General features: G+C 43.3%; 18 protein-coding genes. 15 read left to right on the top strand and 3 right to left on the bottom strand.

From position 1 onward, the window contains the following. Window positions 1–249 precede the first annotated feature (249 nt). From ACE3PQ_RS08750 to adeC, 7 genes are all read left to right on the top strand, one after another. A complete protein-coding gene (locus ACE3PQ_RS08750; RefSeq protein WP_374296989.1) occupies window positions 250–2,250 on the top strand; it encodes a transglycosylase SLT domain-containing protein in 2,001 nt (666 codons plus the stop codon). Window positions 2,251–2,259: 9 nt separating this feature from the next. Further along, window positions 2,260–2,976 carry a ribonuclease I gene (locus tag ACE3PQ_RS08745; protein WP_374296987.1) on the top strand — a complete coding sequence of 239 codons (717 nt, stop codon included), beginning with the start codon at window positions 2,260–2,262 and terminating at the stop codon, window positions 2,974–2,976. A 347-nt stretch (window positions 2,977–3,323) separates the two neighbouring features. After that, window positions 3,324–4,310, top strand: a complete 987-nt coding sequence (locus ACE3PQ_RS08740; RefSeq protein ID WP_374296985.1) for a malate dehydrogenase — start codon at window positions 3,324–3,326, stop codon at window positions 4,308–4,310. A 331-nt stretch (window positions 4,311–4,641) separates the two neighbouring features. Then, window positions 4,642–5,199: a phosphatase PAP2 family protein gene (locus ACE3PQ_RS08735; protein ID WP_374297065.1), complete on the top strand. Its 558-nt coding sequence runs from the start codon at window positions 4,642–4,644 to the stop codon at window positions 5,197–5,199. Window positions 5,200–5,256: 57 nt separating this feature from the next. Then, a complete protein-coding gene (locus ACE3PQ_RS08730; RefSeq protein ID WP_374296983.1) occupies window positions 5,257–6,600 on the top strand; it encodes an efflux RND transporter periplasmic adaptor subunit in 1,344 nt (447 codons plus the stop codon). 13 nt (window positions 6,601–6,613) lie between these two features. Further along, window positions 6,614–9,790: an efflux RND transporter permease subunit gene (locus ACE3PQ_RS08725; protein ID WP_374296981.1), complete on the top strand. Its 3,177-nt coding sequence runs from the start codon at window positions 6,614–6,616 to the stop codon at window positions 9,788–9,790. Window positions 9,791–9,794: 4 nt separating this feature from the next. Next, window positions 9,795–11,258 (top strand): AdeC/AdeK/OprM family multidrug efflux complex outer membrane factor, encoded by a 1,464-nt coding sequence (adeC, locus tag ACE3PQ_RS08720; protein WP_374296979.1) that lies wholly within the window; start codon window positions 9,795–9,797, stop codon window positions 11,256–11,258. 86 nt (window positions 11,259–11,344) lie between these two features. Here adeC and ACE3PQ_RS08715 read toward each other — a convergent pair whose 3' ends face one another. From ACE3PQ_RS08715 to glnL, 3 genes are all read right to left on the bottom strand, one after another. Then, on the bottom strand, window positions 11,345–11,977 hold the full coding sequence (locus tag ACE3PQ_RS08715) for an aminotransferase (RefSeq protein ID WP_374296978.1): 633 nt from the start codon (window positions 11,975–11,977) through the stop codon (window positions 11,345–11,347). Between the two features lie 196 nt (window positions 11,978–12,173). Then, window positions 12,174–13,640 carry a nitrogen regulation protein NR(I) gene (gene glnG / locus ACE3PQ_RS08710; RefSeq protein ID WP_374297063.1) on the bottom strand — a complete coding sequence of 489 codons (1,467 nt, stop codon included), beginning with the start codon at window positions 13,638–13,640 and terminating at the stop codon, window positions 12,174–12,176. Between the two features lie 38 nt (window positions 13,641–13,678). Further along, the gene (gene glnL / locus ACE3PQ_RS08705) at window positions 13,679–14,779 is read right to left on the bottom strand and encodes a nitrogen regulation protein NR(II) (protein ID WP_374296976.1); all 1,101 of its coding nucleotides are present in this window, start codon (window positions 14,777–14,779) and stop codon (window positions 13,679–13,681) included. A 41-nt stretch (window positions 14,780–14,820) separates the two neighbouring features. Here glnL and ACE3PQ_RS08700 point away from each other — a divergent pair, with 41 nt between their 5' ends. The 8 genes from ACE3PQ_RS08700 to ACE3PQ_RS08665 form a co-directional block, all read left to right on the top strand. Beyond that, window positions 14,821–14,985 carry a hypothetical protein gene (locus tag ACE3PQ_RS08700; protein WP_374296974.1) on the top strand — a complete coding sequence of 55 codons (165 nt, stop codon included), beginning with the start codon at window positions 14,821–14,823 and terminating at the stop codon, window positions 14,983–14,985. A 248-nt stretch (window positions 14,986–15,233) separates the two neighbouring features. After that, entirely contained in the window at window positions 15,234–16,574 is a 1,341-nt protein-coding gene (gene rimO / locus ACE3PQ_RS08695; protein ID WP_374296972.1) for a 30S ribosomal protein S12 methylthiotransferase RimO, read from the top strand. Window positions 16,575–16,662: 88 nt separating this feature from the next. After that, window positions 16,663–17,403, top strand: coding sequence for a UMP kinase (gene pyrH, locus ACE3PQ_RS08690; protein ID WP_374296970.1), 741 nt, complete (start codon window positions 16,663–16,665; stop codon window positions 17,401–17,403). A gap of 118 nt (window positions 17,404–17,521) precedes the next feature. Further along, window positions 17,522–18,076, top strand: coding sequence for a ribosome recycling factor (gene frr / locus ACE3PQ_RS08685; protein WP_374296968.1), 555 nt, complete (start codon window positions 17,522–17,524; stop codon window positions 18,074–18,076). A 24-nt stretch (window positions 18,077–18,100) separates the two neighbouring features. Further along, a complete protein-coding gene (uppS, locus tag ACE3PQ_RS08680) occupies window positions 18,101–18,850 on the top strand; it encodes a polyprenyl diphosphate synthase (RefSeq protein ID WP_374297061.1) in 750 nt (249 codons plus the stop codon). A gap of 3 nt (window positions 18,851–18,853) precedes the next feature. Continuing rightward, on the top strand, window positions 18,854–19,687 hold the full coding sequence (locus ACE3PQ_RS08675; protein WP_374296966.1) for a phosphatidate cytidylyltransferase: 834 nt from the start codon (window positions 18,854–18,856) through the stop codon (window positions 19,685–19,687). Continuing rightward, entirely contained in the window at window positions 19,687–20,895 is a 1,209-nt protein-coding gene (ispC, locus tag ACE3PQ_RS08670; RefSeq protein ID WP_374296964.1) for a 1-deoxy-D-xylulose-5-phosphate reductoisomerase, read from the top strand. The genes ACE3PQ_RS08675 and ispC overlap by 1 nt, the downstream gene beginning before the upstream one ends. Next, the coding region (locus ACE3PQ_RS08665) for a site-2 protease family protein (protein ID WP_374297058.1) at window positions 20,892–21,012 on the top strand (121 nt) is incomplete at its 3' end. The genes ispC and ACE3PQ_RS08665, both read left to right, overlap by 4 nt.

The raw sequence follows: 21,012 nt of genomic DNA, 5'->3' as shown, positions 1-21,012 counted from the left end.
AAAGGATAAGAATTTACATAACACTAAAACAATTTGATCTGTCGCTGTTTTAGAATGGCACTGAATTGGGATAACGAGTTGATTGATTCAGCGATCATCTTTTTGAGATTGAATTCAACCTCATATCGCCCATATTTAACCAAACAAAAGCCTAAACAGGCAACTAACTAGACAAATGACTAAATATGAGAAGTGAGTTTTTTATATTTTAGTGATTGATTAAGTGAATGATTTTAGGAATCCCCATTGATGCGTAATACTGACTTAGATTTTTTTTCAGGTAAAAATCGAAGTGGTTTGGCTTTAGGTTTAACTTGTAAGCTGTCTATTCAAAGTCTTGTGATTGCGACTATTGCGGGTTGTGGTAATACGCCAAGTGAAGCATCAGATGAAATGTTTAGGGAAGCGTTTCGTGTCAGTAGTAGTGGTAATGTTGCATTATTAGATCAATATCAGCATGCCATGCAGGACAGTGTACTGTCGTACTATCCTGAATATTGGAAACTCAATCAAAACCTTGCTTTACAACCCTCAGCAACGATCGTTTCTTTTGCCCGTCGCTATCCACAATCGGCAATGGCGGAAAAATTATCCGCCGATTATGTCGAAGAAAAAGTACGAGCAGGTGATTTTGCCTCCGCAGCGCCTGTACTGAGTTATGTGACGAATGCTGATGATGCAGAAGCTTGCGCTGTAGCGCAAGTACGTGCACGAACAGGTGATTCGCTAGTTTTAGCAGAGTTTAAGAATAAAGTGTGGCTCACCACAGACTCACAACCTGAGTCATGTAATGGCTTGGCGAGAATCATGCTCGATAGCCCGTTGATGACCAGTCAAGATCGAAAGCAACGCTTATTTACCATGCTTCGTGCGGGCAACTCTGGGCATGCTTTTGCTATGGCAAATAAAATGGGTACACCATTGTCGTTAACACAGATGAACCAAATTCAAGCTAATCCGATGGGTTATTTATTGTCGGCACCAAAAGTGACTGCGCAAGATCATGCTTATCTGATTTTTGCTTTAGGTCGATTGGCGGATAGTGATTTGAATAATGCAATCTCGATGGTGGATCGTTTGGCGCAAGGCGTACCAGAAGATGTGCAAAAATATTTGTATCGCACCGTGGCATATATCGGCGGAACGACAGTTTTAAAGAATAATTTTAATGCAGTATTGCCGAGTTATTTTGATAAGAGTTATGGTTTTCCATTTAGCCCTGAAGAAGCGGAAATCTATGCACGTCAGAGTATTCGTTTTGGTAAATGGGAAGGCGTGATTCGTGCGATTGATGCGATGACCGATCAGCAAAAGCAAGAATCTCGTTGGCAGTATTGGCTTGCACGTGCCAGTGAGCAACGTGGTGATGCGCAAAGTAAGACTTATGCGCAACAGGTTTATCAAAAGATCGCCACCAAAGACGATTATCATGGTCTGCTTGCCAAGGCTCGTTTGAAACAGAGTTATTCTAGTTTTCCGCAAGCCTATCAACCGACACCAAGTGACTTTTCACGTCTCGCCAAAGATATTCATTTTCAACGTGCTTTTGCACTGCGAAATATTGATGCACCCGATAGCTACATCAATCGTGAATGGAACTGGGCAGTGCGCCAAGCTTATCTAAAACATGATGATGGTTTGATCTTGGCAGCAGCGAAGCGTGCTACCGATATGGGTTGGTATGATCGTGCAATCTATGCAGCGGATCGTACAGTGAAGCGTCATAATTATGCACTTCGCTATCCAACACCGTATCAATCCACTGTGGTGAATTATAGTAATTCGGTGAGTATTAACCCTGCATGGGCATATGGTTTGATGCGTCAAGAAAGTCGTTTCAATGTTGGAGCTCGCTCGCATGTTGGCGCAGGTGGATTGATGCAAATCATGCCTGATACGGCACGTCTAGTCGCCAGACAGATGGGTGAACCATACAATAGTGGTGCGCTGTCAAATATGAATACCAATATCCGTTATGGCACTTATTACCTCAGTATGATTCAAGGTCAGCTCAGTGGTCATCCAGTCTTGGCGACCGCAGGCTACAATGCAGGGCCGAATCGTGCACGTCGTTGGCAGCCGAGTATTCAAAATCTTGATGCAGATCAGTATGCGGAGTCTGTACCAATCTTAGAAACACGGGATTACGTCAAGCATGTCATGGAAAATGCGATGCACTATGGCGTGGTCTTAGGGCAGGGTAATCAGTCGATTAATCGGCTGATGTACCCAATACCACAGCAGTATTAATGTGGTGTAATGTCTATGTATGTGATGAATGCTATGCAATGCCATAACAGTCAAAATAAGCAACTGCTGAATGCTTTCAGTCTGCAGTGGCGTGTATGGTTGAGGCTGAGTGAGGCATGTTTATTTATTGCCATAGCGTTGATTACATCGAATGCACATGCAGCGCCTAAAAACTATGTGTTGCATATCGAACTTTCTCCAGCAGTTTGCAAGATTGACCCTCTACAAAAGCGGACTCGACAATGTTTAGAAGGATATGCGTTGACCGTCTTGGGCTTGTTCCCAGAGGGAGTGGATGTCAGTCGTTGCCAAACATCAAGTGCTGTGAATTTGTCACCGATTCAAAAGCGTGTGCTTATGCGCTTGATACCCGATGAAGCATCACAGGCACGTTTGTGGCGATCTGTCGGTGGTTGTGTATCCATGAATTCGAGCCAGTATTTCCGAAAAGTGGTCGCATTTGCTGAACAGTTAAAAATTCCTTCTGAAGTGACCTCGCCAACTACGATTCGAGTGAGTCGTTCAAAGGTTGAAAATCAGTTTTATCAAATGAATTCGGGTTTGAATGCATCAAACTTGAAGCTAGATTGTAGAGGCGATGCCAGTCAAGCAACTCTATTGACCGATGTCAAAGTGTGCTATCGCTCGAATGGTCAGTATCAGGCATGTCATATCCAACAAAGCTCGACTTGCCCTTCACAGGTGCTTATCAAAGGTTCTTATTAATTGTTCAAAGTCCTGATTACTCGTTAGAAATTTAATCCTGTGGTGGCTTTAAGTGTAATTAATTTAAGTGTGATTTATCGGGGATACGTGCAATACGGATTGCTGATCATTGACGTGACAAACATTGACTCAATGAGTTTGCTAAATACTTTTCGATAAAAATAATTAGGCGTTATGATTTTTTATTACAACTTTTGTTGAAAATCATTGTCTTTTAGATGCAAGAGCACTGTGGATAGAGTACAATCTCGCCCGTTTATAAAATTTCAGATTAACAAGAAACGACCATACTCAATACGGTCAATTCTTAATCCGTGTGAACGAACCTCTCAATTGGAGATAATTACATGAAGCAAGCAGTTCGTGTTGCCGTTACAGGCGCAGCTGGTCAAATTGGTTATAGCTTATTATTCCGTATCGCAAGCGGTGAGATGCTAGGTAAAGATCAACCTGTTATTTTACAATTGCTTGAAATCCCAGTTGAGAAAGCTCAACAAGCGCTTAAAGGCGTGATGATGGAGCTTGATGACTGTGCATTCCCATTGTTGGCGGGCATGGTTGGTACTGACGATCCTAAAGTTGCATTCAAAGATGCAGACTATGCGTTGTTAGTTGGTTCTCGTCCACGTGGTCCTGGTATGGAACGTGCTGATCTTCTTAAAGTCAACGGTGAAATCTTCATCGGTCAAGGCCAAGCTTTGAATGAAGTTGCTAGCCGTGACGTGAAAGTATTGGTTGTAGGTAACCCTGCAAATACAAATGCGTATATCGCAATGAAATCTGCACCAGATCTTCCAGCGAAGAACTTCACTGCAATGCTTCGTCTTGACCACAACCGTGCTTTGACGCAAGTTGCGCAAAAAGCAGGTGTTGCGGTTGCTGACATCGAAAACATGACGGTTTGGGGTAACCACTCTCCAACCATGTATGCAGACTACCGTTTTGCACATGTGAATGGCGAAAGCTTGAAAGACAAAATCAACGATGCGGTTTGGAACAAAGACGTATTCTTGCCTACAGTTGGTAAGCGTGGTGCGGCGATCATTGAAGCACGCGGTTTGTCTTCTGCTGCGTCTGCTGCGAATGCTGCAATCGATCACATGCGTGATTGGGCGCTTGGCACCAACGGTAAATGGGTAACCATGGGTATTCCTTCTGACGGATCATATGGTATCCCTGAAGGCGTGATGTTCGGTTTCCCTGTGACCACTGAAAATGGCGAATACAAAATCGTTCAAGGTCTAGAAATCGACGAATTCAGCCGTGAGCGTATCAACTTCACATTGAATGAGCTTGAAGAAGAGCGTGCAGCAGTTGCTGACATGGTGAAATAATCCGTATGAATGGATGAGTGATGTTGCACTGAAAATGGTCGGTTCAACATCAGATAAAGATAGAGTGCTGAAAAAGCGCTCTATTTTTTTGTCTACAACACAGAAAAAATATTTCGCAAAAAATATAAAATATACAAAATTAGTCAGATTTATTTGTTATATTGGAAAGGGAATACTTGAAAAAAAGTGTACTGATCAGTACACTTTGCGTAAGGTCGATATGGACATGGGACATCTGTCTGTAAAATTTGTGCAATAAAATACAAGTAGATTGTATATGTTATTGATTTTTATATCTCTTATTTTGTTTTTATTTGCACTAATATTGTTGGTGTTTTTTGATCCGCATAATGCTTTTGATCAATATCTTATCGCATGTGTTCAGCAGTATGATGTAAGTATTCTGGAGCGTGGTGCTGTTCTACTTGCGTATGTTGGTAGTCTATATGGGACTGCAGTGATTGCATTTTTGTTATTGATCTATTCTTTGGTGCAACACAAGACGAAGCAGGCTTTTATTTTAGTATTCGGCTTTGCCTCTACGGTGTCCGTCACATGGTTGATGAAATGGCTATTTGCACGACCAAGACCTTTTGTCGTTGATGAGGCTTTGGTGGAAACCTATGGTAGTGCTTTTCCGAGTGCGCATAGTGCCTATGCAGCGATGATTGCGGTGATGTTAGTCGTTGTGCTGGGTTCGAATCGAAATATGAAATATTGGATGTTGGGGATCGCTGTGCTTTGGGCAGTGTTGATGGGATGGTCTAGGGTCTATATTAATGCACATTATCCAACAGATGTATTGGCAGGGTGGATCATTGCAGTTTTGATGATGTTTTGCTCTGCGTGGTTGATCAACAAATTTTGTATGAAACAACAATTTGTATGAATGAAGCGTATAAATTGATTTGTTTATTATTGGTTTTATTAGTTTAGAGGTGAATAAATGAGAACGGCAAAAAATTGGGCGCCTGTGCTCAGTGCATGTACCTTAGCCGTAACACTGGCCTTGGTTGGTTGTAGTAAAGATTCTGAACAAGCCGCACAAGGTGCTGGTGCTCAGCAAATGCCTCCAACACAAGTCGGTGTGATTGTCGCACAACCACAGAGTGTTGAAAATGTGGTGGAAATGACAGGTCGTACTTCGGCATATCAAATCTCTGAAGTTCGCCCACAAGCCAGTGGTGTGATCTTGAAGCGTTTGTTTACAGAGGGTAGCTATGTTCGTCGTGGTCAGGCGCTCTATGAGATTGATGATCGTACCAATCGTGCGAGCGTCGATAATTTTAAAGCGGCTGAGCGTCGTGCACAGGCAAACTTAAATGCGCTTCGTACAACGGAAGGGCGTTATCGTCAACTTGTTGGAAGCAATGCGGTATCTAAGCAAGAATATGATGACATCGTTGCGCAAGTGCGATTAGCAGAAGCAGATTTGGAAGCCGCTCGTGCGACATTGAAAAATGCACAAATCAACTTGGGCTATTCAACAGTACGTGCGCCGATCTCTGGTCAAACGGGTCGTTCTTCTGTGACAGCAGGTGCGTTGGTTTCCGCAAGCCAAGCTGATCCACTAGTGACGATCCAACAGCTTGATCCGATCTATGTCGATATCAGTCAATCAAGTGCTGAGCTATTGCGTTTGCGTCAAGGCATGAAAAATGGTGTCCTTGATCAAAGCAATAACACCAAAGTGAAACTCAAGCTTGAAGATGGAAGCATGTATCCGATCGAAGGTAACTTGGCATTTTCAGATGCGAGTGTTGACCCTAAGACAGGCTCTGTAACACTTCGTGCAGTCTTCTCGAATCCAAATCAGCTGCTTTTACCAGGTATGTTTGCGACCGCGCAAGTGGTGCAGGGTATTGTACCGAATGCGTATCTTGTCCCTCAGGTTGCGGTATCACGCACACCAACTGGGTCTGCACAAGTCATGGTTGTGAATGCTAAAAATAAGGTTGAAACACGCACCATTGAAACCGTTGGTATGAAAGATCAGCAATGGGTTGTGACCAAAGGTTTAACAACGGGTGACAAAATCATTGTTGAAGGTGTGGCGAAGGTCAAAGAAGGGCAAGATGTAAAACCATCGCCGTATCAGCCAAAAGCAGATAATGCGAATCCAGCGCAAGCAGGCGCAGGTCAGGCGTCTGGTGCAGCAACAGGTGCAGCTCAAAAGCCTGATGCACAGCCTAATTCACAGACACAGCCTAAATCTCAGCCACAAGGTGAAGCAGCGACACCAGCCAAGCAAAATGCACAAACTGAACAACCAGCTACTTCAAATACATAAGGGGTGGTCATAAATGGCTAAGTTTTTTATTCATCGCCCCATCTTTGCATGGGTGATTGCGCTGATCATTATGCTGGCAGGTATCATGACCTTAACAGGCATGCCGATTGCACAGTATCCAACGATCGCAGCGCCTACTGTGACAATTACAGCAACTTATCCAGGTGCGTCAGCATCTACAGTTGAAAATACAGTGACGCAAATTATTGAAAAGCAAATGAATGGTTTGGATGGTTTGCGCTATATGTCATCAAATAGTGCCAACAATGGTCAAGCGACTATTGAGGTGAATTTTGAACAGGGTGTAGATCCTGATATTGCACAAGTTCAAGTACAGAACAAATTGCAATCTGCAACAGCTTTACTTCCTGCAGATGTACAGCGTCAGGGTGTAACGGTCAGTAAAGGTGGTGGTAGCTTCTTGCAGGTGATTGCATTCTATTCACCTGATGGCTCAATGACGGATTCAGATATTGAAGATTATGTGAATTCTAACTTGTCTGATCCGCTTAGCCGTGTGCAAGGTGTAGGTAGTATTCAAGTATTTGGTGGCTCGTATGCGATGCGGATTTGGCTTGATCCAGCCAAACTAGCAAGTTTTCAGCTTAATCCATCTGATGTTGCGGCTGCGATCAAAGCACAGAATGCACAAGTTGCGGTCGGTCAATTGGGCGGTGCGCCTGCGGTTGATGGACAAGCAATTAATGCAACGGTCACGGCGCAAAGTCTACTTCAAACCCCTGAAGAATTTGAAAATATCTTTTTGAAAAATGCCAGCAATGGTGCGCAAGTGCGTATCAAAGATGTGGCACGTGTTGAGCTAGGTTCAGACAGTTATATGTTTGACTCTCGCTACAATGGTAAGCCTGCAGGCGGTATTGCGATCACCTTGGCGACAGGTGCAAATGCGCTCGATACGGCTGAAGCTGTTGAGGAAAAGCTGACAGAGCTTCGTGTGAACTATCCAAGTGGTCTTAAGGATGATATTGCGTTTGATACCACGCCGTTTGTGAAATTGTCGATTGAGAGTGTGGTACATACTTTGATCGAAGCGGTGGTCTTGGTATTTATCGTGATGTTCTTGTTCTTGCAGAACTGGCGTGCAACCATCATTCCAACGCTTGCTGTACCTGTCGTGGTTCTAGGTACTTTTGCCGTGATTAATCTCTTTGGCTTTAGTATCAATACTTTGACCATGTTCGCCATGGTACTGGCAATTGGTCTGTTGGTCGATGATGCGATCATCGTGGTGGAAAACGTCGAGCGTGTCATGACCGAAGATCATAGTGATCCTGTGGCTGCGACTGAAAAGTCGATGGGGCAGATTACTGGCGCATTGATTGGTACTACCACTGTGCTGGCAGCGGTATTTATTCCAATGTCATTCTTTGCAGGTTCTACGGGTGTGATTTACCGTCAGTTTGCATTGACCTTGGTGACTGCGATGGCATTGTCGTTGATCGTTGCATTGACGTTCACACCTGCACTTTGTGCAACCATGCTCAAACAGCATGATCCGAATAAAAAACCAAGTAATAACGTTTTTGCACGTTTCTTCCGTGGTTTTAATAATTGGTTTGATCGTTTGTCATTGCGTTATCAAAAAGCAGTTGCTTTCTTGACCAAGCGTTTGATTGTGCCAATCATTGGTTTTGTTGTGGTATGTGCCTTATTGTTTGTGAGTTATAAAAACTTACCAACAGGCTTCTTGCCTGATGAAGATCAAGGCGTGATTATTAGCTTGGTGCAGTTGCCACCAAATGCCTCACTTGATCGTACTATCGAAGTCAACACTAAAATGGAAGACTACTATCTTGGTCAAGAAAAAGATCATGTGCAGTCAATCTTTACTGTTGCAGGCTTCTCTTTTACAGGGGTAGCACAAAATGCAGGTATTGGCTTTATCCGATTGAAAGATTGGGAAGATCGTACCTCTGAAGAATCTAAAATTGGTGCGATTATTGGTCGTGCAATGGCACTGAATATGACCATTCCTGAAGCATCTTATGTCATGCCGATTCAGTTGCCATCAATGCCTGAGCTTGGTATTGCCTCAGGATTTAACATGCAATTGACTGCACTGAATGGTCAAAGTCATGAAGAGTTAATGAATGCACGAAATGCATTGCTGGGTATGGCTGCGCAAGATAAGCGCTTGACTGGTGTGCGTCCGAATGGTCAGGAAGATACGCCACAATACAAGATCAATATTGATCAAGCGCAAGCAGGTGCATTGGGAGTGAGCTTTGCTGACATCAATAGTACGATGGGTATTGCGTGGAGTGGCTCATATATCAATGACTTTATCGATCGTGGTCGTGTCAAGCGTGTCTACGTGCAAGGTGAGTCCGCATCTCGTATGATGCCTGAAGATTTAAACCAATGGTATGTCCGTAATGATCAAGGCGATATGATTGCATTCTCTGCGTTTGCAACGGGTGAGTGGGCTTATGGTTCGCCACGTCTTGAGCGTTATAACGGCGTATCATCTGTAAATATTCAAGGTAGTGCGGCGCCTGGTGTAAGCTCTGGTGTGGCAATGCAAGCAATGCAAGAAATGGTCGATAAACTCCCTGAAATGGGTATGGATGGCTATGCTTTGGAGTGGACTGGTCTGTCGTTAGAAGAGCAAGAGGCGGGTAGTCAAGGTCCATTGCTATACGCATTATCATTATTGATCGTCTTCTTCTGTTTGGCAGCGTTGTATGAAAGCTGGTCTGTACCATTCTCTGTACTCTTGGTTGTACCACTCGGTATTTTGGGTACAGTTGGTTTGACCCTACTTGGTATGATGATCAAAGGCGATCCAAACTTATCTAACAACATCTACTTCCAAGTGGCGATGATTGCGGTGATTGGCTTGTCTGCGAAGAATGCCATTTTGATTGTTGAATTTGCGAAGGAACTTCAAGAGCAAGGCGAAGAGTTAATTGAAGCTACTCTACATGCGGCGAAAATGCGTTTGCGTCCAATCATCATGACAACCTTGTCATTTGGTTTTGGTGTATTGCCATTGGCACTCTCTAGCGGTGCAGGTGCAAACAGTCAGCATTCAGTTGGTTTTGGTGTACTCGGTGGTGTATTGACTTCGACTTTCTTAGGCGTATTCTTTATTCCAGTATTCTATGTGATCGTGCGTAGTCTATTTAAGAGCAAAGCAAAACCTGCAACGACAACAACACAGGAATAATGTCATGACAACGATGAATAAAATGGTAGGACGTGGTTTTGCATTGACTGTGTTGGCGGTATCACTGACTGCATGTCAAAGCATGAAGCCTGCTGTTCCTGCAGCAGAGCCAAATATTCCTGCGGAATATACGGCACTCGCTCAAGATGGATCACAGTCGATTGCATCACAAGGTTATCGTGAATATTTTGCGGATGAACGTCTTGAGCAAGTGATCGCACTTGCTTTAGAAAACAACCGTGACTTACGCACAGCTGCACTGAATATTGAAAAGACACAATATCAATATCAAATCACTCGCAACAACCAACTGCCAAAAGTGGGTGCGAGTGGTAGCGTGACCCGTCAAGAAACGGCAACGGCGCCAGACCCATACACAACTTACAGTGCAGGGCTTGGTGTGACAGCATACGAGCTTGACTTTTGGGGACGTGTTGCAAGTCTGAAAGACGCTGCGCTGGAAAGCTACTTTGCAACACAAACTGCACGTGATGCAACGCAAGTTGCATTAGTGGGTCAAGTTGCACAAGCATGGGCAGCGATTTCATTTGCAGAGCAAAACTTAAAGCTTGCAGAACAAACTTTAAAGGCACAACAAGAGTCTTATAAACTAAATAAGCGTCGTTTTGATGTGGGTTTAGACAGTGAGATTCCACTGCGTCAATCGCAAATTTCTGTAGAAACGGCTCGTGGCGATGTGGCGGGTTATAAGACAGAAGTTGCGCAGCAGAAAAATGCTTTAAACCTGCTTGTGGGGCAAACTGTACCAGACGGTCTATTACCTGAAAGCGCTGTAGTGCGAATTACAGATAATCAGGTGCTCAGTGCTGGTTTGCCAAGTGATCTATTGGTAAATCGTCCTGACATTAAGTCTGCGGAATATCAACTGCGTGCAGCTGGTGCCAATATTGGTGCGGCAAAGGCAAGATTATTCCCAACGATTAGCTTGACTGGATCTGCAGGATACGCCTCTACAGATTTAAGCGATTTGTTTAAATCAGGTTCATTTGTTTGGAGTGTTGGTCCAAGTATTGACTTGCCAATCTTTGACTATGGTACTCGACGTGCCAATATCAAAATCTCTGAAGTCGATCAAAAGATTGCACTGTCTGACTATGAATCTACTGTACAGACTGCGTTCCGTGAAGTGAATGATGTGTTGGCAACACGTGCAAATATTGAAGATCGTATTGCAGCACAGCGTCGTTTAGTTGAAGCAACCAATAAGACTTATCAATTGTCACAAGCTCGCTATCGTGCAGGTTTGGATAATTATTTAACTGTATTGGATGCGCAGCGTAATGCTTATGCAGCAGAACAAGGTTTGTTGGCACTCCGTCAATTAAATATCAATAGCCAAATCGAGTTGTACAAAACATTGGGTGGTGGTTTGACTGAGACCACAACACAACCGTCAACTCAAGTCGATGCGCCAAGTGCAGATGCGACGCAAACCACTGTGAATTAATACTGCTTAATTTATATCTTATTGATATATTTAAAAAAAGCGACCTAAGAGTCGCTTTTTTTATTGCTCTATTTCATATGACGAACTTATTTACTCAAAATAATTGCATCTTCATCGGTATACATTGTTTCATCAGGAAAGCCGAGATACTCGACAGTGACCACAATACGATCTTGCTTTGGAATCCGAAAAGCTTGCTTAACCGTCAATTTCGGCGCATAGCTTACAGCCTGCTGCGAGGTGCTTTTGTATGGGCTATCTTCCACAGTGTAGTCATAGCGATATTCAGGCATGGTTTTATCAGGTTCAGCCCAAGCAGGAACGTGTACGGTTTCTTGTTTTTCTACATTGATTTTGAAAATATTCGGATTGATTGGATAGAGCTTTTTTAATCGACGTGTAATTTTTTTGAGTTCACGTTCAAAAGGTACATCAGTGCCATCTGAGAAATAATCAATTTCCCCAGTCTTCGTTCGTGGATAGATGGATTTTACTTCGATCAATTGTTCAGGCTGAGCAGACTTAAAATCAAAATAATACAGTTGAGGAAGTCTGCCACTGGCATCTTCATCATGTTTGAGTAGGTAGAGTTTTTGATCTTTGGCTTCATAGCCCAGAAGTTCAATATATGATTTACCGCCAACCGTAGCGTAACTCACTGGCACTGTGAGAAGTACAAAGCTCAACCCTAAACAAATTTTAAAAATATAATGTCGCATAAAAACCACCATGATTTGAACTTACTGTAAAAAGAAGCATCAGGTGGTTTTAGCTTAATCATTTCGTGATGAAAGGACAACTTTAGATAATTTATAAATTTGTTGTGTAGTAGCTTTTTTAAATGAGTTGTGAAATTTAACCCCCACCCAACCTCCCCCTAAAAAGGGGAGGAGCCTTTTACTCCAAGATGTAGAATTAGTCTTCATCATCACTACTATCCATGCCAAGCTCTTTCATTTTGCGTGTCAAGGTATTGCGCCCCCAACCGAGTAGCTCTGCGGCATGGCGTTTGCGACCACGAGTTTGATTGAGCGCAGCTAAGATCAGTGTCTTTTCGAACATTGGTGCAGCCACTTCGAGGATTTTCATCTCTCCATTTTGCAATTTTTCCAATGCCCACTGCCCAAGCAATTCATCCCAAGCAAAGTTTTGCATAGCGTTTGTGCTAAAGATTGCTTGTGTGGCTTGCGCTGTATGACTTGGTGATTCGTTAACTGAGGATTGATCCGCTTCGCCGTGAGACGGTCGTAATGGAATCTGACGTAGCTCAGTCGGTAGATCTTCAGGGTAAATTTCACGACCTGTAATCATTACGGTGAGCCAGCGACAGGTATTTTCAAGTTGGCGGACGTTACCCGGCCATGGCAGTTGTTTGAGATAGTCTTTGGTTTCAGGTTTGAGCAGTTTAGGGCTAACGGCAAGTTCTTTGGCAGCACGTGCAAGGAAGTGTTCTGCAAGTTTTGGAATGTCTTCGCTACGATGTGCCAATTTTGGAATGTGAATACGAATCACATTTAAGCGATGATATAAATCCTCACGGAATTTTCCCGCTTGCACCAAGCGCTCTAAGTCTTGGTGCGTTGCCGCCACGATACGTACATTGACCTTAACAGGGATATGACCGCCAACCCGATAAAACTCACCATCGGCAAGTACACGGAGTAAACGTGTTTGTGTGTCAAAAGGCATATCGCCAATTTCATCTAAAAATAGCGTACCGCCATTGGCTTGTTCAAAGCGACCTTGACGCTGAGTATTCGCTCCTGTAAACGCACCTTTTTCATGCCCAAATAATTCGGTTTCGATCAAATCTTTGGGAATCGCTGCCATATTCAAGGCAATGAATGGTTTGCTACTGCGAGGGGAGTGGCGATGCAGTGCATGGGCAACCAGTTCTTTACCTGTGCCAGATTCACCATTAATCAATACGGTAATGTGAGACTGCGATAGGCGACCAATGGCACGAAACACCTCTTGCATCGCAGGAGATTCACCGATGATTTCAGTCGATGGCGGGGCAACTGGTGCTTTGGCACTTTCTTGTTGTTGTAGCTTGGTGATGTGCAAAATTGCACGATTGACTAATGCCAATGCTTCATCAATATCAAAAGGTTTTGGTAAGTATTCAAATGCACCTGTTTGATAGCTTGATACAGCAGACTCTAGGTCAGAGTGTGCTGTCATGATGATCACAGGCAGCTCTGGGAATGAGTTTTTAACTTTAGATAGAAAGTTTAATCCATCCATGCCTGGCATACGGATATCTGTGAGAATCACATCAGGTTGTGTATCAGTTAAATGATCAAGTGCAGATTGTGCTTCTTCATAACTTGTGACGTCAAAGCCTTCTTCCTTGAAGGTCTTTTCCAATACCCAGCGCATGGCACGGTCGTCATCGATCACCCAAATCTTGTGCTGTGTCATGTTCTATTCTCCCAAGGTAGATATAAGCTAAATATGGTTTGCCCTGCTTCCGAGTGGCATTCGATCATGCCTTGATGTTGTCGCATAATGTTTTGCGCAATGCTGAGCCCAAGTCCTGTCCCGTTGGCACGACCTGAAACCATTGGATAAAAAACCGATTCTAAAATATCGGCAGGAATGCCCGGACCATTGTCTTCAATATCGACTCTAACTGCACTGCGATGGTGCACGCCTTGAATGGTGACGAGGCGTTGAATTCGAGTGCGGAAAGTGAGCCGAGGAGTATCATTTTCATGGAAAAACTCGGCATTCTCAGTCATGGCTTGTACGGCATTGACACTTATATTTAAAATTACCTGAATAAGCTGATCTCGATCGGCGATCACATCGGGCAAAGATAAGTCGTAGTCACGTTGCACTTTGATTTTATTTTTGGTTTGACTAAGTACGAGAGAGCGCACACGTTCTAATGGCTCATGAATATTGACAGGCTCGTAACTCGGCATTTGCCTTGAACCAAGCATGGTGTCGGCGAGATTACGAAGTCGATCAACTTCATCAATGATGATGTCGGTATATTCTTTGATCTGCGCATCTTTGACATTACGAGCAAGAAGCTGTGTTGCACCTCGAATGCCACCCAATGGATTTTTAATCTCATGTGCCACACCACGGATCAACTGTCGTGCGATTTGATGTTGTTGAATATGGAGTTCTTCTTTAGAAATACGTAGTAAACGATCAATCTGTTGAAACTCAACCAATAAAGTTCCAGTTTTGTTGTTTGGTAATAAAGATACGGTGTAATCAACAAAGCGATCTTTGAGAGAAATATTGAGTAATGCTTCACGGTGAGTATAAGGCTGAGCGGTATCCAAAGTCTTTTGCAGAACTTCCTCAAGGCTAAATTGACTGTCTTCGCTCAGTTCAACTAAATGCTTTGCTCGCATGCCGTATGCACGTAAAAAGCTCATCTCAAACAAGCTTTCACATGCTGAGTTCATGTAATGCACTGTCAAATCTGCATTGAGCAACAATACGGCAGTGGTCATATGATCGACAATGGATCGGTAGTCTATATTGGTGCGCAAGTCCATATATTTATATGCCTAAGCTTTAAAATGGCGCAAAATCTGGCTTGCCAAATCAAGCTAAATTTCTAAGTTATTGGGTATTAAGCAAGTTTCAAGCCAAGCTTTTTGATCCAGTGGGACAATTGCAAAAACATGCACTAAAAGCTTTCGGTTGCGATGCTAAAGGCACCCAAGTCTTTATGTTGGATCATGAAAAAGGTATTTGCTGATCAATTTCAATGAATTAAAAGACTGGGTGAAATGGATTATATGCACAATTGTGGGGCGAAACATTAAAATTTATATTTTTGCACCAAAATAAATCATTTTTAGTGTAAGAAAATATATAGTGCTTTCATCTGAGTTGAGTGTAATGGGTTAAAAGCAGACTTTGGATTGTGTTTGATTGTTATTGTGTTGACTATTTTTCTTGGGCAAAACACCTTACAATATAGCGATTGTTTCGGAGTGTCTAGTCATGAAATCCCCAAAAGTAGGCTTTGTATCTTTAGGTTGTCCTAAGGCACTGGTTGATTCTGAGCGTATTTTGACCCAGCTGAAGACCGAAGGCTATGAAGTGGCACAGAATTATGATGGCGCAGACCTCGTAGTTGTGAATACGTGTGGATTTATCGAGTCGGCAGTTCAAGAGTCTTTAGATGCGATTGGTGAGGCGATTAATGAAAATGGCAAAGTGATCGTCACAGGTTGTTTGGGTAAAGACGAAGCAAAAATCCGTGAGATGCACCCAAGTGTACTCAAAGTCACAGGTGCGGCAGCGTATCAAGATGTGATGGATGCAGTCCATCAATATGTCCCCCAACAGCCGAAACACAATCCTTTTGTCGATCTTGTCCCTGAGCAGGGTATTCGTCTGACACCGAAACATTATGCCTATTTAAAAATATCCGAAGGCTGTAATCACCGTTGTACCTTTTGTATTATTCCAAGTATGCGAGGTGATTTGGTATCACGTCCGATTAGTAGTGTGATGCAAGAAGCGCAAGCCTTGAAGCGTGCAGGCGTCAAAGAGTTGTTGGTCATTTCTCAAGATACTTCTGCTTATGGTGTTGATACCAAATACAAGCTCGATTTTTGGGATGGTCAGCCACTCAAAACCAAATTTTATGATCTGTGTGAAGCACTCGGTCAGCTTGGGATTTGGGTGCGTTTGCATTATGTCTATCCGTATCCACACGTCGATGCAGCGATTGATCTAATGGCACAAGGCAAAATCTTGCCGTATTTAGATATTCCATTTCAACATGCGAGTCCGAGTGTATTAAAGGCGATGAAACGCCCTGCACATAGTGAAAATACTTTGGATCGTATCAAAGCATGGCGTGAAAAATGCCCTGAACTGGTGATTCGCTCGACTTTTGTGGTGGGTTTTCCTGGAGAAACTGAAGAAGATTTTCAATATTTGCTCGATTGGCTGAAAGAAGCACAACTTGATCGTGTTGGCTGTTTTAAATATTCACCTGTAGAGGGTGCAAAAGCGAACGATTTGCCAAATCATGTGCCAGAAGATATTCAGCAAGCGCGTTTTGAACGCTTTATGCAATTTCAACAAGAGATTTCATCACAGAAATTACAACAACGTATTGGTCAAACCATGACGGTCTTAGTCGATGAACTGGAGGCTGAGTATCCGGTGGCAGTGGCTCGCTCGTATGCTGATGCGCCTGAGATTGATGGTAATGTTTTTGTCGAAGATATTGATCGTGATGCGATTAAGGCAGGCAATTTAATTCGAGTGAAAATTACTGATGCTGATGAATATGACTTGTTTGCCGAGCTGATTGAAATCGTGAGTTGATTGACGTCACTCGTTGATCGAATCGCACATGAATTAAAGTTTGAATTGATTTTTAGAAAAGTATACACATAAATTTTGGAGCCCGATCATGAGTGAAAAAAGTCCACGCTATACCCGTATTTTGCTAAAGCTTTCAGGTGAGGCTTTGTCAGGAAACAAAGAGATGGGTATTGATGCCACCGTACTTGATCAAATGTCATTATCCATTGCGCATTTGGTTGGACTTGGTGTGCAGGTTGGTATCGTGGTCGGTGGTGGTAATCTCTACCGTGGTAGCCAATTGCAAAAAGATGGCTTGGTTGGTCGTGTCACAGGTGATCAAATGGGTATGCTTGCGACCGTTATGAATGGCTTGGCAATGCGTGATGCTTTGGTGCGTCGTAATATCAAAACTCGTCTGATGTCTGCGCTTGAGATTGGAACAGTGGTTGAACCGTATTCAAGTCGTGATGCAATTCGTCATCTGAATAGTGGTGAAGTCTGTGTTTTTGTCGCAGGGACAGGCAATCCATTCTTTACTACAGATACCGCGGCGTGCTTGCGTGGGATTGAGATTGAATCAAAACTGATTTTAAAAGCCACCAAAGTTGATGGTGTGTATAACAAAGATCCAAGCAAGTATGATGATGCGGTGAAATACGATAGTTTGACGTTTGATCAAGTGCTTGATGAAAAACTCGGTGTGATGGACTTGACGGCGATCTGCTTATGTCGTGACCATGATGTGCCACTGCATGTCTTTGATATGAATAAATCAGGTGCATTGCTTTCTGTGGTCATGGGTGAAAACGAAGGTACACGAGTCAGCAACTCAGCACAGCTTAAATAGTTGAACAGATCACGCGATCTTTGTGTGTTTGAAGAGATTGCCGAATGGTGTGGCTACACTTTTCGGCAAAAATTCATTTATAATGATGCGATTTTGAAAGATTAATACGGAATACAATATGATTAATGACCTTAAAAAAGATGGCGAAACACGTATGCAAAAAAGCCTTGAATCCTTAGAGCAAGGCTTTGCCAAAGTGCGTACGGGGCGTGCCCATCCATCTATGCTCAATGGCGTTATGGTGCCGTATTATGGTTCTGACGTGCCGTTGAATCAGGTAGCGAGTGTCGGTTTGGATGACTCTCGAACGTTACTTGTACAGCCGTTTGAGAAAAATATGGTGTCTGCGGTGGATAAGGCGATTCGTGAAAGTGATTTGGGTTTAAACCCGATCTCTGCCGATGTGATTCGTGTACCACTACCAGCACTCACTGAAGAAACTCGCCGCGATATGCAAAAGCTTGCACGTTCTGAAGCAGAAAATGCCAAAGTGGCGATTCGTAATATTCGCCGTGATGTATTGGGTGATGTGAAAGATTTATTGAAAGAAAAAGAAATTTCTGAAGATGACGAGCGCCGTGCAAGTGATGATATTCAGAAACTCACTGATAAATACGTTGCTGAGGTGGATAAGCGCTTAGCCGATAAAGAAGCGGAATTGATGCAGGTATAAGTTTTGACTGTCACGATACAACCGATGGTTTCTGCGTCCACTCTGCCAAAGCATGTTGCCATTATTATGGATGGCAATAATCGCTATGGGAAACGCAATCAACTCGCTACAGGTGATGGTCATCGTGTTGGCAAAGATCAACTCGATCCATTGGTCGAGCATTGTCGTGAGATCGGTGTACAGGCTTTAACCGTATTTGCATTTTCCAGCGAAAATTGGAATCGACCACCACAAGAAGTGGCGCTATTGATGCAGTTGCTTGAAGATACTATTCTTGAGCAAAAGCCTCGCATGGAAAAGTATCAGATTGCCTTACGTTTTATTGGTGATCGTTCGAAGCTTTCCGCACGCTTACAACAGCTAATGCTTGATGCAGAGCGAGAAACAGCACAATATACTGCGATGACCTTGACCATCGCCATTAGCTATGGTGGCATGTGGGATATGGTGCAGGCAGCAAAAAGCTTAGCGCAACAAGTGCAACAGAATCAGCTCACTCTTGACGAGATTGATGAGCACACTTTCCATCAACAAACCTGCTTAAATGATCTTGCGCCTGTAGATGTGTTGATCCGTACAGGCGGGGACTTTCGGTTATCTAATTTTTTATTATGGCAGACTGCCTATGCAGAGCTATTTTTTACAGAAACTTTATGGCCTGACTTTTCAGTGGAAGAGTTTGATCGAATTTTAAAAGACTTTGCACAGCGTGAACGTCGTTTTGGTAAAACCTCTGAGCAAGTGCAAGCCATCCAATATCATACTGAGAATTAAAATATGTTAGAGCGGATCATCACCGCATTGGTTTTGTTGGTTGTCGTACTGGTGTGTATGTTTGCAAGTACGTCAGCATATCCAATGATTGGACTTATGACTTTAGCCGCTTTGGGCGCAGGCTACGAGTGGTTGAAACTCGTGCCACTCCAAGTTGATACACAAAATCATAAGACCGTGTCTGCATGGTACTACGGTATTGTACTTGCTGTGGTGTCACTGCTGAGCATGATCTATCTCGAAGATGTTTGGATCTTATTTTGGTTGGCATCTGTTTTGATTTGGGCGGTGAGTATAGTTTGGGTGCGTCGTTATCCGAACTATGATGCATGGTTTAATTCTTCATTATTAATTGTAGGTGCTGTATTTGTACTTGCTGCAGTGACGGCGATATTCTTTTTGTGGCAGTTTTCGCCGTGGTGGTTGATGTATGTGTTCCTCTTGGTCTGGGGAGCTGATTCAGGCGCATATTTTGTCGGACGTAAGTTTGGTATGCGCAAACTCGCACCGAATGTGAGTCCAAATAAGTCAGTAGAAGGGTTGCTCGGTGGATTGGCGACTTCGGCGTTGATCATGATTGCTTTATCAGCGGTATATTTAGAGCTTAGCATCACAGCTTTTACTATTTTCCTGCTTTTATCAATGGTCACAGTGGCGGCATCAGTACAGGGCGATTTGGTCGAGTCGATGATCAAACGTCGTGCAGGGGTGAAAGATTCAGGACGTATTTTCCCTGGTCATGGTGGTGTGCTTGATCGCATTGATTCTCTGCTCTCGGCAACGCCGATCTTTGCAGCTGGTTTGTATTTGCTCAAATTTATGGGAATTGATGTTTGATGAAGCAGTCGGTTGCGATACTCGGGGCGACTGGCTCGATTGGACAAAGTACCTTAAAAATCTTAACCGAACATAGCGATGATTATCAGGTGTATGCGGTGACAGGACAGCACCGCATCGCTGAACTCGTTGATATTTGCCTACAATATCAACCCAAAGTGGTCGGTATCCCATCTGTGCAATTGGATCAATTTAAAAAAATTGCACTTGAGAAAAAACTACAACCATTCCCCGAATTGGTTTTTGATGAACAAGGTTTAGTTGAGATTGCCTCAAATTCTGAGGTAGATATTGTCATGGCTGCGATCGTCGGTGCGGCGGGTTTGTTGCCGACTTTGTCTGCGGTCAAATCAGGCAAGCGTGTTTTACTTGCCAATAAAGAAGCCTTGGTGATGTCTGGTGACTTAATGCTCAGTGAGGCAAAAAAGTCAGGGGCATTATTACTTCCAGTAGATTCTGAGCATAATGCGATTTTTCAATGTTTGCCTGAGTCGTATTTTTCGCATCGAAATGAAAATAAACAGCCACAACTTGGCGTATCGCAAATTTTACTTACCGCATCTGGCGGACCATTTTTACATTTCGATCAATCACAATTAGAAAACGTTACACCTGCTCAGGCGTGTAAACACCCAAATTGGTCAATGGGGCAGAAGATTTCAGTCGATTCAGCAACCTTAATGAATAAAGGTTTGGAGCTGATCGAAGCGTGTCATTTATTTTCAATTTCAGAACATTTTGTTACAGTGGTAATTCATCCACAAAGTATTATTCACTCAATGGTACAGTATATTGATGGTTCGACCCTTGCGCAGATGGGCAATCCTGATATGTGTACGCCGATTGCGCATGCTTTGGCTTGGCCAAAGCGTATCTCGTCTTCAGTGCAGGCTTTAAATTTGTTTGATGTACAAAAATTGGATTTTTATCCACCAGACCACCAAAAATTCCAGGCCTTAAATTTGGCACGTGAAGCGATGCGTGTTGGTGGTACAGCGCCGACAATTCTGAATGCTGCCAATGAAGTTGCAGTACAAGCCTTTTTAGAAGGACGCATCCAATTTACTCAAATTACCAAACTTGTCGCAGAGTTGCTCAACCAAATATCAGCCCAAGCCGCCAATAATATTGAAAGTATTTTACAGGTCGATCACCAAGTCCGTGAACGCTCAATGCAGTGGGTTGCACAGTATGGAGTACCTTTATGAGTATTCTATTTATTATCTTTGCTGCCTTGATGCTACTTGGACCTTTGATTGCGATTCATGAGTTTGGTCACTACTGGGTGGCTCGACGTCTTGGTGTCAAAGTCTTGGTGTACTCGA

Origin of the sequence: Acinetobacter sp. (assembly GCF_041911495.1) — a bacterium.
Classification (GTDB): Bacteria; Pseudomonadota; Gammaproteobacteria; order Pseudomonadales; family Moraxellaceae; genus Acinetobacter.
Note: the sequence above shows the minus strand (reverse complement) of the source record. Positions and strands in the feature narration are given on the sequence as shown.